This window comes from Deinococcus rubellus, from assembly GCF_025244745.1.
Taxonomy (GTDB): Bacteria; Deinococcota; Deinococci; order Deinococcales; family Deinococcaceae; genus Deinococcus; species Deinococcus rubellus.
Map to the genome: position 1 here is coordinate 466,038 of NZ_CP104213.1, position 14,962 is coordinate 480,999.

Sequence of the window (14,962 nt, forward strand, 5' to 3'; positions counted from 1 at the left end):
GCGGCGGCTTTTTTTGATTCCTCTCCCCTACTGCGGCTGCTCACCGTAAACCCGCACCTCCACATCCAGACTGCCCTGGCCGCCGCCGTAGAAGGTGCCGCGCACGGGCGACACATCGGGGTAGTCGCGCCCGTGCCCGATCTTGATGTGTTTTTCACCCGCCAGCACGTCGTTGGTGGGATCAAATCCGGTCCAGCCCACGCCGGGAATCAGCGCTTCGAGCCAGGCGTGGGTGGCGTCTGCGCCGACCATCTCGCCGCCGGAATACAGGTAGCCGCTGACGTAGCGCGCCGGAATGCCCAGGGTGCGGCAGATGCCCAGCATGGCGTGGGTGAAATCCTGGCAGACGCCGCGCTGCTCCTGTGCGAACTCCTGAATGGTGGTGCGGACGCTGGTGGCCCCCGGTTTGTAGGTGAACTGGCTGAAGAGCTGGTGCGTCAGGTTACCCAGGAAGGCCGAGAGGTCGTCGTTGGAGCCGGGCCGGGTGACCCCGAACACCTCCGGCCACTCGCCCCGGGGCACCCGTGGACTGGGAATCAGGAATTCGGTGACCTCGCCGCGCAGATCGTCCAGAGCACTCAGCGGCACGGGGGGCGGCGGCGTCAGGGGTTTGGTGATGACCAGCGCCTGGGCCTCGATCCGCAGCACCCTGTGGCGCTCGTGAACGTGAACGTGGTGGACCAGCGACCCGAAGTAATCGCGGTGCGAGGTCACGCTGCTGGCTTCCGGCTCGACCAGCAGATGAAAACTTTTGAGCTGCTGACGGGCACTGGCCTCGGGATGCAGGCGCACCTCGTTGAAAGAATCCCAGGCGGGTTCTTTGTAGGAGTACTCGGTGACGTGACGAATATCGGCGCGCATAACTCTCCGGTGAGGATACGGGAAAAAGCGGGCGCGTACAGCGGGGCCTGGCGACTACACCGTGAAGTAAGCGGCGTAGATGGCCGAGCCGATGGCGTTGAAGTCGCCCAGCAGAGTGTCCAGGCTGGGTGACTGCCCGTCCAGGATGTCGTCCACGCTGGCGTGTTCGAGCCGGGCCATCAGCCACCTGGCCTCGCGCAGCAATGTGGGATGGGCATTGGGGTGAATGCGCTCGATCTGCACCAGGGCGTCGTGGAGGTTCTCGCCGCTGTAGCGGACGCTGCGCGGGAAGTAAGGATTGAGCAGCAGGAAGCGGGCGATGGCGCGCGGCTCTAAGCCGCCGTGCTCGCTCTTGCGAAACGCTTCATAGGCCGAGACGGTTTTCAGGACCGCCATCCAGCGGTGGTCGTCCACGGCAGCCTGGGCCGGGGTGCTGGGACTGCGGACGCTGTAGCGCACCTGAAGGAGCCGCAGCAGATTGTCGCCGCGCTCCAGCATCTGTCCGGTTCGCATGAACGACCAGCCCTCGTCGCGCGGCAGGGTGGCGAAGGCGATACCGAAGAACATCTGCGAGGCGTCGCGGGCCGCCGAGCAGTACTCGAACAGCCCGTCGCGGGCCAGCACGTCGGCGCTCTGAAAGCACAGATCAAGGTAAGCGCGGTTGAGTTCTTCCCACATCTCACTGGGAATTCGGTCGCGCAGGCCTCGCGCGTTCTCACGGGCACGCGCGAGGCTTGAGGCGATACTCGACGCATTGCGGCGGTCAAAGGCCAGCCAGGCGGCCACGCTGTGGGCGTCGGCGCGGCCATACTGTTCGGAGAAGCCGCCCTTGGTGCCGGAGATTTCCAGCAGCGGCAACCACTCCTCGCTGACCCGCCCGCCCGCTTCCAGGGTGGCGTAGTAGTTGACGTTCAGCAGTCGGGCGGTGTTCTCGGCGCGCTCCACATAGCGGCCAATCCAGTACAGCGATTCGGCGAGGCGAGAAAGCATTACACGTCTCCCTGGGGATCGGGCTGTTCGATCCCCGGCACTACACTCGGATCGGGTGGACTGGAATCGGGCGGCTCAGCTTCAGGCGGGCCAGAAGCCGCTTCACTGGTACCCTCGTCTGGCACTTCGTGTTCCCGCTGCTCGGCGAGTTGCTCGGGCAGTTCGGCCCCCGGCACGAAGCGGTGGGCGGCATGGTCGTTGTCGGTAGCGGGCGGCTCGGCGTGGCCGATGGGCGGCTCCTCCTGATCCTGGGGCGGGCGGACTTGCGACTGACTCTGCGACTGTGAGCCGCTGCCCGACTGAGACTGACTTTGAGACTGGCCCTGGGATTGGCCCTGCCCCGGCGACATGTTTTGCAGGTGCCGCTGGGCCGGTCCCGACACGGCGTGTGGCTGACCGGGCGGCACCAGTCCGCCTTGCAGCGGTGCGCCCTGAAACTGGCTCTGAATCTGGCTGGGCACCGGGCCGTCGTGGTCGAGCACCCAGGTGTCCTTGGAGCCGCCGCCCTGCGACGAATTGACCACCAGCGATCCGCGCTTGAGGGCCACCCGCGTCAGGCCGCCGGGGATGATGCTGACTTCCCGGCCCACCAGAATGTAGGGCCGCAGATCGACGTGGGCCGCCTCGAAGTCGCCGGAGTCGGGATAGAAGGTAGGGTGGCGAGACAATCCGATCACCGGCTGCCCGATGTAGTTGCGGGGGTTCTCGCGCACCTGCACCAGAAAGTCCGCGACTTCCTGCTTGGTCGACGCCGGGCCGATCAGCATGCCGTAGCCGCCTGCCTCACCCACTGCCTTGATGACCATCTCACTGGCGTTTTCGAGCATGTGCGCCAGATGGTCGGGGTTCCAGCCGAGAAAGGTCGGCACGTTGCCCAGAATCGGCTTTTCGTTGAGGTAATACTCGATCATTTGCGGCACATAGGCGTAAACCGCCTTGTCGTCGGCCACCCCTGCACCGATGGCGTTGGCGATGGCGACCCTGCCCTGGCGGGCGACCTCCACCAGTCCCGGCACGCCCAGCGCCGAGTCGCGCCGGAAGGTCAGTGGATCGAGAAATTCGTCGTCCACGCGGCGGTAGATCACGTCCACCTGGGTGCGCCCGGCAGTGGTCCGCATCCAGACCCGGCCATTGTCGACGAACAGATCACGGCCCTCGACGAGTTCCACACCCATCTGCTGGGCGAGGTAAGCGTGCTCGAAGTAAGCGCTGTTGTACATGCCGGGCGTCAGCAGCACCACGGTGGCCTCGGGCGCGCGCGGGCTGAGCGAACTCAGCACCTTGAGCAGTTCGGTGGGGTAGTGCTGCACTGTGCGCACGCCCTGCGAATCGAACATGCCCGGATAGATGCGGGTCATGGCAGCGCGGTTGGCCAGCAGGTAACTGACGCCGCTGGGCGATCTGAGGTTGTCTTCCAGCACCAGATAGTTGCCCTGCTCGTCGCGGATCAGGTCGCTGCCGACGATGTGGGTGTAGACGCCCAGCGGCACTTTGAGACCGTGAACTTCGCGCCGGAAGTGCGACGAGGTGTAGACCAGTTCGCTGGGAATCACGCCGTCCTTGAGAATCTGGGCGTCGCTGTAGATGTCGCGTAGGAAGGCATTGAGCGCCTTGACGCGCTGGGTCAGGCCCGTTTCCAGGGTGGCCCACTCGCCCGCCGGAATGATGCGCGGCACCGGGTCGAAGGGAAAGGTGCGCTCGGTTCCGGCGCTGTCGCCGTAGACAGTGAAGGTGATGCCCTGGTTGCGAAAGGCCAGATCGAGGAGTGAGCGCCGCCGCTCGAACTCCGGCACACCGAGCCGCTCCAGATAGGCCTGCACACCCTGGTAGTGGGGCCGGACATCGCCGTGTGGGGTAAACATCTCGTCAAAGAACTGCTCGCCCTGCTGGTAGTTCTGCATGCTTTTCCTCCCCAGACGTGCGCTCAGGATAGCGGAACGGGGCCTGGGCGTGAGGGTTCATGCAAACAACCTCAAGTCATGGGTAGCGGCCCAGGCGCTCGGTGAGCAGCGCGAAAAAGCCGTCGGCGTCCACCGTCAGGGCCACGTCCGCGTTCGGCGGCTGGCCGGTGACCTTCCACACGTCGCACACCGTCCGGCCCGCGCTGGGGCCTTCGGTGGTGTCGATGTCCACCCACATAGGCTGCACCCCGAACAGCTCCGGGGCACTCAGGTAGGCCGCTGTCATGGGGTCGTGCAGTGCCCCGCCGTCCCAGCCGTAGCGTTCGCGGTGGTGCTCGGCGAAGAATTCCAGCAGCACGGCGGTAAACTCGCCCACCCGCGTGCCCAGTTGCCGGAAGGCTGCCACCCGCGCCGGATTGGCAATCGCTTGGTGGGTGGCGTTGAGGCCGAACATGGTGAGTTTCACACCGCTCTCAAAGACGATCCGGGCGGCGTGCGGATCGCACAGGGCGTTGAACTCGGCGCTGGGCGTCCAGTTGCCGGTGTCCAGGCTGCCGCCCATCCAGACCACCTCGCGGACCCGGGGTACGATGTCGGGCGCGAGGCGAAAGGCCAGCGCCAGATTGGTCAGCGGGCCGGTGGGTAGCAGGGTAATTTTATTGGGCCGAGCGCGCACCGAGTTGATGATGAACTGGGCAGCGTGCAGACTCTCGGCTTCCCGCGTGGGCGTCGGCAGATCGGGGCCGTCCAGGCCACTTTCTCCGTGAACCGCCTCGGCACTCAGGCGTGGGACGACCAGTGGGCGGTCTGCACCGGGGTAGATGGGAAAGCTGGCCCCGATCAGTTCGCGGACCACCCGCGCGTTGTAGGTGGTCCGCTCCAGGCCCACGTTGCCGTAAGTGGTGGTCACGCCCAGTACCTCCAGCTCGGGGCTGGAGCAGGCCAGCAGAATGTTCACGGCGTCGTCGTGGCCGGGGTCGCCGTCGAGGATAACCGGGCGGGGCGCGGGAGTGGGCATGGCGAAAGGATGGCACGCTGCGCCAGACTAAAGCCAGGCCGATGTCTACCCCTTTCCTGCCTCTCACTCCTGCCGAACTCGCTGTGCACCGCCCCGTCTGGGACGCCCTGGGAGAACTATTTCTGGACACCGACACCCGCCCCAGTCTGCCGCTGATCGCCCGCACGCTCGTGGAATCGGGCCTGGATGAAGTCGCGCTGGATGAAATCTGGCGAGAGGAAATTACCCCCGCGCTGCACTTCAACCTGACGCTGGTGGCCGGGGAGTGGGCCTACTTTGACCTCGACTGGCTGGAAGACCGGATCATGCGGCGGCGGGCCATCCGGCACCGGCTGGAGCGCTGGTCATTCTCGAAGCTTTTTGTGCGGGTCTGGGGCAACGAGATGCAGCCTTGGTTTCAGGTGGTCATGCTGCTGCGGGCGCGGCTGCTGGTGCTTCCTGCCGCTGAGAGAAGCCGGCAGGCCCAGGTGTGGCACTGGCTGGCCCGCGCTTATTTCTGGCCGGAGCTGCCGCACCCCGACCTCCTTTCAGCGAGTCGGGCGACCCTGGCGGCTTCCTGGACGGCCCTGGAACCTGCCCTTCGCCCGCTGCTCCTGTGCCACGAGAGCGTAGCGGCAGCTGAGCAGGCGGTAGATGAGCTGCTGACCCGCTCCCCCGGATGAGTGCGGCAAGTTCGGCGCGGGTGCTGATCAGTTCGTGCCGCTCCAATGCCTGACGCACTGCTGTGTTGCACCTTCCGCTTACCATGAGGCATGACTGCTTCCACGCCTGCTGTGACCTCGGTGCAATTTCGCTTCGTTCCGGCCCAGATGATGCTCTGCGCTGTCAACCGCCTGCGCCCGGCACACCTGGAGAACTTCGTCGGCGGAGCCAGCCTGGCCCTCCCGCAAGTGCTGACCGATCAGGGTCTGGAGCAACTCGGCCCGGTGGCCGTCATTTACCACCGCCCCGTGACCGAGGACAGCGACGGCCCGGTGGAAGTCTGCGTGCCGTACCAGGGCGACCTCAGCGTGCCGGAGGGGCTGACTAATCGCCTCGACCCCGACCACCGCGAAGCGTATCTGCCACTCACCAAGAGGGAATTTCAGGATTCGACCCTGTTTAATCGAGCGCGGCTCGGGGTGGAGCAAGCGGCACAGGCCAATGGCGACGTGCTGGGGCCGCTACGTCAGGTGGATTACGGCGTCTGGAACACACGTGGCGAAGATGAGGTCGTGGGCGAGCTGGCCCTACCGATGAAGTGGATGAACAAGCTGCGGCCCGAGACGCGCGGGCGGCTGTTTCCCTAAGTGAAGGTGGAGCAAGCGGTGAGGGGCATACTTGGGTCGAGAAACTGCCAACCCCATCTACCTGATTCAAGGAGACCTCCATGCGCCCTTCTGCCCGACCGAACACGATGGGTCGTCTCGCTGCTGGTGGACTTGCTCGGCAGCCTGGTTCATGAGGGCCTGGGGCACGCTGGGCTGGCGCTGGCGCTGGGTGCACGCAGCGTGTCTGTCGGCAGCGCGGTGATGAATTACGACGAGGCGAGTGTTGGCGAGCTGGGGCGGCGGCTGATCGCGCTGGCTGGACCGCTCGCCAGCGCCGCGCAGGGTATGGTCGGCCTTGACGTGCTGCGCCGCACGCCTGCCATTGGCACAGCCTGGTACTTCTGGTGGTTGCTGGGCCACACCGGCCTCTTTGCGGCGGCGGGATACCTGCTGGCGCTGTCGTTTGCGCCGTTCGGGGACGTGCATGAGGTGGTGCAGGGCCTGGCGTTGGAACCCTTGTGGCGCAGCCTTTCAACCTTGCCTGCTGGTGGGTCTGGTGGCGGTGCTGGCGACGCTGGTAGGCACCCGCGACCTCTTTTTGACATTGGCCTCGGCAGGCGCGGCGAGCTTCGGGTCGGGCATCTTGCTGGTGTGGGTCAACTTCGTGTTGCCCCGGTTGCGGCGTCTGCCGCCCACGGGCGAGCTGCTGAGCGTGCCGCGCACCGCAAGCTGGCTGCTGCTCGGCGGCGCGGCGCTGCTGGCCTGGGTCTGGCTGGCCAGGGTCTAAATTGCCCGGCGCTTGACTCGTCCCCTGGGGCAGGCTGCACACTGCGCTTACCTCCGGAGGGTGAAGGATGCCGAACATATCAACCCGCGCCAGCATGACGATTGGGGCCTTTTCGCACCTCAGCCGCCTCAGCATCAAGGCGCTGCGGCTCTACGACGCGCTCGGCCTGCTCGCGCCCGCCTACACCGACGACGCCAGCGGCTACCGCTATTACGACCCCGCGCAGCTTGAGCGGGCCAGGCAGATCAGCTTGTTGCGTCAACTCGATTTGCCGCTGAGCGCCATTGCCGAGGTGCTGGACGCGCCGAGCAGCGAGCGCCGGGCGCGGTTTGAGCAGCTGTGGCAAAGCGTGGAAGCCGCCTACGCTCAGCGGCGCGAGCTGGCCGAGTATTTGCTGGGCCAGGTGTTCACCGATCAAAGGAGTAGCGATATGTCCCAGAGCGCCCTTTCAGAAAGCACCTTCACCCTTCAGCAGCGCTTCGTGCCGGAGCAGCAGATCGTCTCCATGACACGCCGGGTGCTGGTGCAAGACCTCCAGGGCTTGTTTGAAGATTCCAGTAAGCTGCTGCCCTTTATCACCGAGCAGGGCGCTCAGGTGGCCGGGCCGATGTTTGCCATCTATCACGGTGAGGTCAACAACGACAGCGATGGCCCGGTGGAGATCTGCTTTCCCTACAGGGGCGATCTCGTGGCAGAAGGCGAGTTCGTGCTGCGCCGAGAGAGCGCCCACCATGAAGCCTACGTCACCCTCACCAAGGCGCAATTCGTCTTTCCGCAGATTCTGGCGGCCTACGACGCGGCGCGGGCCTACGGCAACCAGCTCGGTCAGTGTGGTCAGCTGTCGCCGCGTGAGGTTTACAACCGCGCCTGGAACGATACCGGCCCGGATGATGTGGTGGGCGATGTGGCCTGGCCGTTTGTGCCAAGAGATCAAGCCTGACTGAACAGTTTCTGCGCCAGCACCACTTCCGTGCCCGCCAGCCCCACCGACAGAAAGAGGGTGATGTCCTCCTCACGGCGGGGTGGCGGGCTCTGGACGCACTCGCTCAGCGCTCTCATGATTGCGGCGGAGAGGATAGGCCCGCCCGGAGTCGCGGCCAGTTGTGCCGGACTGTCGGTGACGATCAGGGTGCAGCGCTCGGCCAACTCCGGCGGAAACTCGCAGCCCTCTTTTTCCTTCGGCCCCAGCGTGCAGACATGCGTGCCGGGGTGCACCCAGTCGGCCTGAATGATGGGCTGGGCGCTGTTGGTCGCTAAGGTGAGCAAGTTACTTTCGGCGCAGACCTGCTCGGCACTCGCGGCAGCCTCGGCGGGCAGGGCCAGGGCGCGCAGCTCGGCAGCCAGCTTCTGGCGGTGGGCCGCGTCGCGGCTGTACACCAGAATCTGCGAGAGTGGGCGCACGGTGGCGACGGCCAGAGCATGCGCCTTCGCCTGGGTGCCGCTGCCGATCAGGCCGAGGCGCGAAGCATCCGGGCGGGCCAGCACATCGGCGGCCACCGCGCCCAGCGCCGAGGTTCGCAGCGGCCCCAGCGTGCTGCCCACGATCACGCCCTCCACCTGGCCCTGGGTGTTCCAGACGGCCACCAACTGGTCTGAGCGTGGCGTTTTCACAACGGGATATACCCGAAAGCCGAACGCGTCCGGTGTCGTGCCCACCGTGAAGGTCAGCCCAGCGGCGCTCAGGCGGGGCGGTGCGGTGAGTCGGCCCTGGGCATGGAGGCGCAAGGCCGCCCGCATCGCCTCGACTGCCTGGGCGATGGGAAAGCGGGCCACATCGGTGTCGGTGAGCAGTCTCATGTCACCCTCCCGGGTGCGGCCTCCCACTCCGGTTCCAGGTCTCTGGCGGTGTCGGCCAGGGTCAGGCGCAGTGGCAAGTGGGCCGCCGCCTGCGCGGTGGGAAACCAGGGCCGCCCAAGCTCAACGACGATCAGCAGTCCCTCGTCGTCGCCCAGCGGCGTGAAGGCGCTGGAGGGGGTTCCAAAGACGCTCAGCCCAGGTTGCTGTTGAAGACGCTCCACATCTCGCTGCACGTCCCCAACAGGCCAGCCGATCTCGCTGACATTCAGCAAGCTGGCGGGGCCGAATGCCTGCGACGAAGCATTGGCAAGGCGGTGGCGGGCAATACACTCCAGAATATTGCCGTCCGGGTCGCGGAAGTAGAACATCCGGGCGTTCCAGGCAGCGCTGGCGGTAAATTCGTCGTTGCCGTCTTCTTCCAGCAGCGCTGCTCTCTGCTGAATCCAGCTCTTGGCCTCTGCCACCTGATTTTCAGGAATGTTGAAGGCGAAATGATACACGCCGTGCCGCTCCGGCCGTAAACGAAAAGTCAGGCGGGTGCGGCCCACCTGTACCGAAAATCCAGAGTCGGAACTTTCCAGTAGGGTCAGCCCCAGGATCTCCGCGTAAAACTGTTTCTGCGCCTCCAGATTGTGGCAGGCCAGTTCCAGCGCCGTGATTTTCACAGCCAACCCTTCTCTCTGGCGGCCCGTGCCGCCTCCACCCGGCCCCCCACGCCCAGCTTGCCGATGGCCTCCGAGAGGTAGTTTCTGACGGTGCCCTCCGAGAGTTTGAGGGTGTGGGCAATCGCGGCGGTGCTGGCCCCGCTCTCAGCCTCAGCCAGCACCTGGCGCTCACGCTCGGTCAGCGGCGACTGGGCTTCCCAGGCTTCCTCGGCCAGCGTGGGATCAATCGCCCGCCCGCCTGCCTGGACGCGCCGAATGGCGTCGGCCAGCTCGGCGGCGGGTGCGTCCTTGAGCAGGTACCCGCGTGCGCCCACGTCCAGCGCCCGGCGCAGGTAGCCGCTGCGGGCAAAGGTGGTTACGATGATGACGCGGGTGGCGGGCAGGCTCTCGCGCACTTTGGCGGCCAGATCGAGTCCGCTCAGCCGGGGCATTTCAATGTCGGTCACCAGTACATCCGGCTTGAGCGCCAGGGCCAGTTCCAGTGCCTGCTCACCGTTGGCCGCGCCGCCCACCACGTCCAGATCGTCTTCCAGTGACAGCAGCGCCGAGAGTGCGCCCAGCACCAGCGCCTGATCCTCGGCCAGCAAAACGCGGATCACGCCGTCGCCTTCTTGAGTGCGGACCGCTGTGAGGGCTGGGCAACGGGAAAATGGGCGCTCAGCCGCGTGCCGCCCTCGCCCTCGCGTTTCAGCTCGCCGCCCAGGGCGCGCACCCGCTCGCGCATGCCAGTCAGGCCGCTGCCCTCGGGGCCAAGGCCGCCCACCCCGTCGTCTCTGACTTCCAGCCAGTACGCCTCGCCGCGCTGCTCAATCACGACGGTGCAGCTCTGGGCGCGGGCGTGGCGCACGATGTTGGTCACGGCCTCGCGCAGCACCATGCTGATTCCGGCTTCGGTGGCGGGCGGCAGTTCCAGCAGGGGCCGCTCCAGCACCAGGCGCACACCCGCCGCGTCCAGGGCCACCTTGCTGCGGGCCAGTTCGGCGCTCAGGCCGCTGCCCTTGTAGCCCTGCACGGCGGCGCGGACTTCACTCAGGGCCTCACGCGAAATGCGCTCCACCTCGCGGATCTCTTCTATGGCGCGGGCCGGATTCTTCTCGGCCAACTTGCTGGCGAGTTCACTTTTCAGCACAATCACGCTCAGCGTGTGGCCCAGCAGATCGTGCAGGTCGCGGGCAATCCGCTCGCGCTCGGCGTCGGCGGCCAGCTTTTCCTTTTCCAGTTGCACTTCCTCCAGGCGCTCCTGGGCCATGCCCTGACGGAACCCGGCGTGGTTGCCGTACATGGCGAAGCTGGAGAGCAGCAGCACCTGCACGATGTCGAGCACGCCCAGTGGCGGCGCACCCAGCCAGCCCGGCACGAACATGGCAAAAACAGCCACGATCAATCCCCACAGCGCCACCCGGAAGCTGCGCTGGAATCCGGCGACGGCGGCAGCGTAGACCAGAAAGGTAAAGCCGTTGCCGCTGAGCACGCCGGGCAGCAGCGTGAGTCCGGCGAACATCACCAGGCACCACAGGTAGCCTGCCAGCACCCACAGTTGATGAGTCTCCAGGTGTCGGGCGTGGCGAACGCGGGCCTCGCGTTGGCTGTAGAGCTGCATCCACAACCAGACAAACACGGCGACGCCCAGCATGATCAGCAGCTTGATGATCTCCGGCGTGCTGCTGCTGAGCACTCCCGAGATGGGGAAGTACAGATACACCAGCCAGACCAGCGGAAAGAGACGCCAGAAGCGTCCCCAGTTGGGTTTCTTGACGACTCCCGGTGTCTGCATCTCCCCTCCCCTGCGGCCTACCCCCTACCGCTCAGCGCCGTGTCTCGGCCCGGCCTGCCGCCCAGCGGGCGATCAGCAGGAACACGGCAGAGTACCCGGCCAGCCAGGCCCAGTGCGTCCATTCTGCACCCTGTCCGGCTCCCAGGGCGCTCCAGCCGAGCTGACCGTAGTGATAGGCGGGCAGGTACGGTGCAATCGTCTTGACGAAAGCGGGGGCCACTTCCAGTGGAATGAAGATGCCCGAGGCGAACATCATCGGCAGCGAGATCAGGTTGGCGACGCCCACTGCCGCGTCCGGCCCGACCAGCAGGCCCAGTGCCAGCCCCAGCAGCGCGAACGGCACCATGCCCAGCAGCAGCCGCACCAGCACGCTGAAAAACATCGGCACGCTCAGCCAGACGTGTCCGACCAGCCCTGCGAAGAGGCACAGCGCCACGAAGCTGAGCAGGCCCATTACCAGTGAGGCAGTGATTTTGGCTCCGAAGATGGCGACGGGCGAAACCGGCGCGATTCGGAGCTGACGCCACCAGCCTGAGGCCCGCTCGGAAGCCACCGCCACCCCGAAGCCGTACATGGCCGTGGTGATCAGCCCGTAGGCGGCATACGACACCAGCATGTACTGCCCGGCGTTGACACCGCTCAGTTTGCCGCTGGCGTTGGGCAGCCCCCACAGCGCAAAGAACAGAATCGGAAGCAGCAACGCCGGAATCAGATAAGAACGGTTTCTCAGCAGCCTCACAACCTCGGCGCGGGCCAGGGCCATGAAGGGGCGCAGGGGTGAGGCGATGTGGCGGGCAGTGGCCGGAACGTTAGAAGTGGTCATACAGTTGCTCCTTTTGCGCGGCTCAGCACGCCGAAGCTGTACACGATCTGGTAGGCGACGAACACGGCAAAGAGGGCGAAGGTCAGCGGGCTGCCGGAGGTGAAGGTGCTGGCGTTGAACTGGCTGGGGTCAAACGCGTTGCCCGACGGGTTGTAAAACTGGCCTCCCAGAACAACCGGCACCACCCGCCACAGCAGCCGCGCCACGAACAGCACGAACACCGCGCTGCCGATCCAGACATTCGGGACGTAGCCAACGGCCGCGCCCGCCGCATCTCGATTAAAGCGGGTGTGATGCAGTGACCACCACGCCAGCCCCGCACCGATGAGCAATCCCGCCGCGCCTGCGCCGTAGCTCGTCAGCGTATGCGGCGCAACCAAGGTCAGCAGCAGCAGCACGCCCAGAATGATCGAGCGGGTGTTCAGGCGGCGGCGACCACGGACGTCCAGCGGCTGCGCGCCTACCGTATAGCGGAAGCGCCGAACCAGTATCCAGATGGTCAGCAGGCCGCCGCCCAGAATCGGCCATAAGCTGGGATGAATGGGCGAGGCAGTCATGCGCTCACCGCCGCAGAAGTCAACTGGTCGTTGGTCAGGCTCAGGAAAGCGTCTTCCAGACTGGCCCGCGTGACTTCCAGGTTGCTCAACTCGGGTGCGGCGCTGAGGGCGGCCCGTACCAGCGTTTCGGGCGTGCGGGTGCTGAAGGTGACCTGTCCCGCCTGCCCGATGTCCAGCGTCTCGGCTCCCGGCAAGGCGTGCAACTCGGCGGCGCTGAGGACGCTAATGAAGCGTACCCGGCTGAGGCCCACCCGCTCCCGCACACTCCCCGGCGTCCCGTCGGCCACCACGCGGCCCTTGTTCAGCACGATCACCCGGTCGGCGGTGCGGTCTACTTCTTCCAGCATATGGGTGGTCAGCAGCACCGTGCAGCCGCCTTCGCGCAGCTCGGCGATGCCCTGCCAGAAGGCGGCGCGGCCCTGAACGTCCATCGCCGCCGTCGGCTCGTCGAGCAGCAGCAGCCTGGGCTGGCCCACCACCGCCAGCGCGAAGCTCAGTCGCCGCTTCTGGCCGCCCGACAATCCGCTGACGCGTTGTTTGGCCTGCTCCACCAAGCCGGAGAGCGCGAGCGCTTTGTCCACCGTCATCGGCTGCGGGTAGAGTGCGGCGTAGAGGGCCACCAGTTCGCGCACGCTGAGGCCGGAGGGCACGTTGATGTCCTGAAGCATCGCGCCGATGCCCGTGCGGGTGCTGACCTCGCGGGGGTCCGCGCCCAGCACCCGCACCGTGCCGGACGTCGGCTGGCTCAGGCCCAGCATCAGATCGATGGCGGTGGTCTTGCCCGCGCCGTTGGGGCCGAGCAGGGCGCTGAGCTGCCCGGCCTTCAGCTCCAGGTTGAGATCGGTGAGGGCCATGACCGGGCCGAAGCGCTGGGAAATTCCTTCGAAGCAAACCACGTCATTCATGGGTTCAGTGTGGTCCTGGATGATTCGTCAGTGTAGTGAGTGGCGTCAGGGCTGGAAGGTGACAGGTGTCATCCCCAGTGCTGATTCAACCCAGGGCTGATTCAACTCAGCGCCGATTCAATTCAGTGCTGGGCCGCTCTCCTTCCCCACCCCCCATCCGCCGCGCCTTGAACGTGGCTTAAGCCGCCGCCGCAGGAGGCCGAAACTCGCTAGACTGCTGGGCATGTCCGATGCCACCGATGTCGTCCGCGAGGCGCTGCGCGCCGCCCTGAGTGCCTGGGCGGTGGCTGAGGTACGCGGTGACCAGGCCCGCGTGCTGCCCGTGCCCGACCTCGATACCCTGGCCGAGCACCTGAGTGCCGCCGACGCGGCCTGGGGGCTGACCTGGGCCTGCGACGCCGCCGCGCCTCCGCTGGTCCGCGCCCGCCTGAGCCTGGGCGGCGCGGTGCGTGAGGGCCTCAGCGGTGGGCACAGCCTGGAAGACGCCAAGAAACTGGCGCTGGCCGACGCTTTCAGGTACTTCGGGGTGTCCAGCACGCTGGAAGCGCCCTGGGTCGAGTACGATCCCGACGATGGTCCCAACGTCAGCGAACTCGGCGGCCTGAACGAGTTGCCCACTTCCCAGCCGCGCCGTGACTCGCCGCGCCCCCTGCCGCCTCAGGTGCCGCTTGACCCCCAGCTGAGCAGGGCACGCGCCCACATTGATACCCTGATGGAGCAACTGCGCGAGGCGGGCAAGGGCGGCGAGGCCACCCGGCTGCTGCTGCGCGGCTACGGCGAGACGGTGGACGAGAGCCGGGCCATCTACAAAGAGCTTCAGGCCCTTCAGCGGCGCTAGGCGAGTCAGCAGATGACCATCCGTAAATTTATTGCCATCGGCGACGTTCACGCCGACTTCGACACCATGTGGGCGGCGCTCCGGGCGGCAAGTTGCGCTGACGCTCACGGCCAGCCGACCCCCCCGGTGCGTCAGGGCTTTTATCAGGTCGTGTTTATCGGTGATCTGGTGCATCCCAAGAACCTTGGCGAGTATGCCCGGCTCACCGGTCTGAGCACCTTCGACGCGCGCAACGAGGACCATCTCTTCGCTGCCGCCCGCCAGCAGGTCCGCGAACTCGAAAAGCTGCAGGCCTTTCAGAAGTCCGCGCCCACCTCAGTGCATTTCATTCTGGGCAACCACGACGACGGCGTGGTCCATCACCGCTACCAGCTCGGCACCAGCGGTGGGCTGACCCATGATGAGTTCGACCCGGAGCGCGGCGGCGTGGTCTTGCCCGACCACCTGCGCCACTGGTTTCAGGGGTTTTTGCGCGAGCTGCGGGTGGGCCGGGTGCAATTTGCCCACGTGGGGCCGCTGCCCGCCTTCGCGTACTACGACGATCTGTTCTACACCGATCACGGGCCCAAACGCTGGTGGCACGACACCCCCGAATACGTGATGATGGCTGACCTGGCCTACGGCATCTACGGCCACACCCAGATGCACGGCGGTATTCACCTGGAGGAAGCGGCCTGCTTCGCCATGATCGACGCTCTGCCGGACCGCGAGTACCTGGAGTTGCTGCTCGACCCCGACCAGCACAATCCGGTGCTGAGTGTGCGGGCCGTGCCGTTCTGAGCTGTCCAGACCCAGT

Annotated in this window: 17 protein-coding genes; 6 read left to right on the forward strand and 11 right to left on the reverse strand. The window is 66.2% G+C overall.

The features are described from left to right. Positions 1-27: 27 nt before the first annotated feature. The 4 genes from N0D28_RS02405 to N0D28_RS02420 form a co-directional block, all read right to left on the reverse strand. On the reverse strand, positions 28-861 hold the full coding sequence (locus tag N0D28_RS02405; protein ID WP_260560809.1) for a transglutaminase family protein: 834 nt from the start codon (positions 859-861) through the stop codon (positions 28-30). A gap of 54 nt (positions 862-915) precedes the next feature. After that, complete coding sequence (locus N0D28_RS02410; protein WP_260560810.1) at positions 916-1,851, reverse strand: alpha-E domain-containing protein; 936 nt, start codon at positions 1,849-1,851, stop codon at positions 916-918. Then, entirely contained in the window at positions 1,851-3,752 is a 1,902-nt protein-coding gene (locus N0D28_RS02415; RefSeq protein ID WP_260560811.1) for a circularly permuted type 2 ATP-grasp protein, read from the reverse strand. Before N0D28_RS02415 ends, N0D28_RS02410 begins: the two co-directional genes overlap by 1 nt. Positions 3,753-3,828: 76 nt before the next feature. Continuing rightward, positions 3,829-4,770 (reverse strand): nucleoside hydrolase, encoded by a 942-nt coding sequence (locus N0D28_RS02420; RefSeq protein WP_260560812.1) that lies wholly within the window; start codon positions 4,768-4,770, stop codon positions 3,829-3,831. Positions 4,771-4,811: 41 nt separating this feature from the next. Between N0D28_RS02420 and N0D28_RS02425 the strand changes: the two genes are divergently transcribed. The 4 genes from N0D28_RS02425 (at position 4,812) to N0D28_RS02440 (ending at position 7,747) form a co-directional block, all read left to right on the forward strand. Next, on the forward strand, positions 4,812-5,432 hold the full coding sequence (locus N0D28_RS02425; RefSeq protein WP_260560813.1) for a DUF7079 family protein: 621 nt from the start codon (positions 4,812-4,814) through the stop codon (positions 5,430-5,432). A gap of 90 nt (positions 5,433-5,522) precedes the next feature. Continuing rightward, positions 5,523-6,059 carry a GyrI-like domain-containing protein gene (locus N0D28_RS02430; RefSeq protein ID WP_260560814.1) on the forward strand — a complete coding sequence of 179 codons (537 nt, stop codon included), beginning with the start codon at positions 5,523-5,525 and terminating at the stop codon, positions 6,057-6,059. A 508-nt stretch (positions 6,060-6,567) separates the two neighbouring features. Beyond that, positions 6,568-6,807: a hypothetical protein gene (locus N0D28_RS02435; protein ID WP_260560815.1), complete on the forward strand. Its 240-nt coding sequence runs from the start codon at positions 6,568-6,570 to the stop codon at positions 6,805-6,807. Between the two features lie 67 nt (positions 6,808-6,874). Next, positions 6,875-7,747 carry a MerR family transcriptional regulator gene (locus tag N0D28_RS02440; protein WP_260560816.1) on the forward strand — a complete coding sequence of 291 codons (873 nt, stop codon included), beginning with the start codon at positions 6,875-6,877 and terminating at the stop codon, positions 7,745-7,747. Here the strand turns inward: N0D28_RS02440 and N0D28_RS02445 are convergent. From N0D28_RS02445 to N0D28_RS02475, 7 genes are read right to left on the reverse strand one after another with little or no spacing between them, the layout of a single operon-like run. After that, positions 7,738-8,604 (reverse strand): ornithine cyclodeaminase family protein, encoded by an 867-nt coding sequence (locus N0D28_RS02445; RefSeq protein WP_260560817.1) that lies wholly within the window; start codon positions 8,602-8,604, stop codon positions 7,738-7,740. The two genes, N0D28_RS02440 and N0D28_RS02445, sit on opposite strands and share 10 nt — an antisense overlap. Further along, positions 8,601-9,269: a VOC family protein gene (locus N0D28_RS02450; RefSeq protein ID WP_260560818.1), complete on the reverse strand. Its 669-nt coding sequence runs from the start codon at positions 9,267-9,269 to the stop codon at positions 8,601-8,603. The genes N0D28_RS02445 and N0D28_RS02450 overlap by 4 nt, the downstream gene beginning before the upstream one ends. Further along, positions 9,266-9,868: a response regulator transcription factor gene (locus tag N0D28_RS02455; protein ID WP_260560819.1), complete on the reverse strand. Its 603-nt coding sequence runs from the start codon at positions 9,866-9,868 to the stop codon at positions 9,266-9,268. Before N0D28_RS02455 ends, N0D28_RS02450 begins: the two co-directional genes overlap by 4 nt. Then, entirely contained in the window at positions 9,865-11,043 is a 1,179-nt protein-coding gene (locus N0D28_RS02460; RefSeq protein ID WP_260560820.1) for a sensor histidine kinase, read from the reverse strand. The genes N0D28_RS02455 and N0D28_RS02460 overlap by 4 nt, the downstream gene beginning before the upstream one ends. Before the next feature lie 31 nt (positions 11,044-11,074). Further along, on the reverse strand, positions 11,075-11,866 hold the full coding sequence (locus tag N0D28_RS02465) for an ABC transporter permease (RefSeq protein WP_260560821.1): 792 nt from the start codon (positions 11,864-11,866) through the stop codon (positions 11,075-11,077). Next, a complete protein-coding gene (locus N0D28_RS02470; protein WP_260560822.1) occupies positions 11,863-12,423 on the reverse strand; it encodes a CcdC protein domain-containing protein in 561 nt (186 codons plus the stop codon). The genes N0D28_RS02465 and N0D28_RS02470 overlap by 4 nt, the downstream gene beginning before the upstream one ends. Further along, positions 12,420-13,328 carry an ABC transporter ATP-binding protein gene (locus N0D28_RS02475; protein WP_260560823.1) on the reverse strand — a complete coding sequence of 303 codons (909 nt, stop codon included), beginning with the start codon at positions 13,326-13,328 and terminating at the stop codon, positions 12,420-12,422. The genes N0D28_RS02470 and N0D28_RS02475 overlap by 4 nt, the downstream gene beginning before the upstream one ends. Before the next feature lie 223 nt (positions 13,329-13,551). Between N0D28_RS02475 and N0D28_RS02480 the strand changes: the two genes are divergently transcribed. Further along, the gene (locus N0D28_RS02480; RefSeq protein ID WP_260560824.1) at positions 13,552-14,166 is read left to right on the forward strand and encodes a single-stranded DNA-binding protein; all 615 of its coding nucleotides are present in this window, start codon (positions 13,552-13,554) and stop codon (positions 14,164-14,166) included. Between the two features lie 18 nt (positions 14,167-14,184). Beyond that, on the forward strand, positions 14,185-14,946 hold the full coding sequence (locus N0D28_RS02485) for a metallophosphoesterase (RefSeq protein WP_260561823.1): 762 nt from the start codon (positions 14,185-14,187) through the stop codon (positions 14,944-14,946). Positions 14,947-14,962 lie beyond the last annotated feature (16 nt).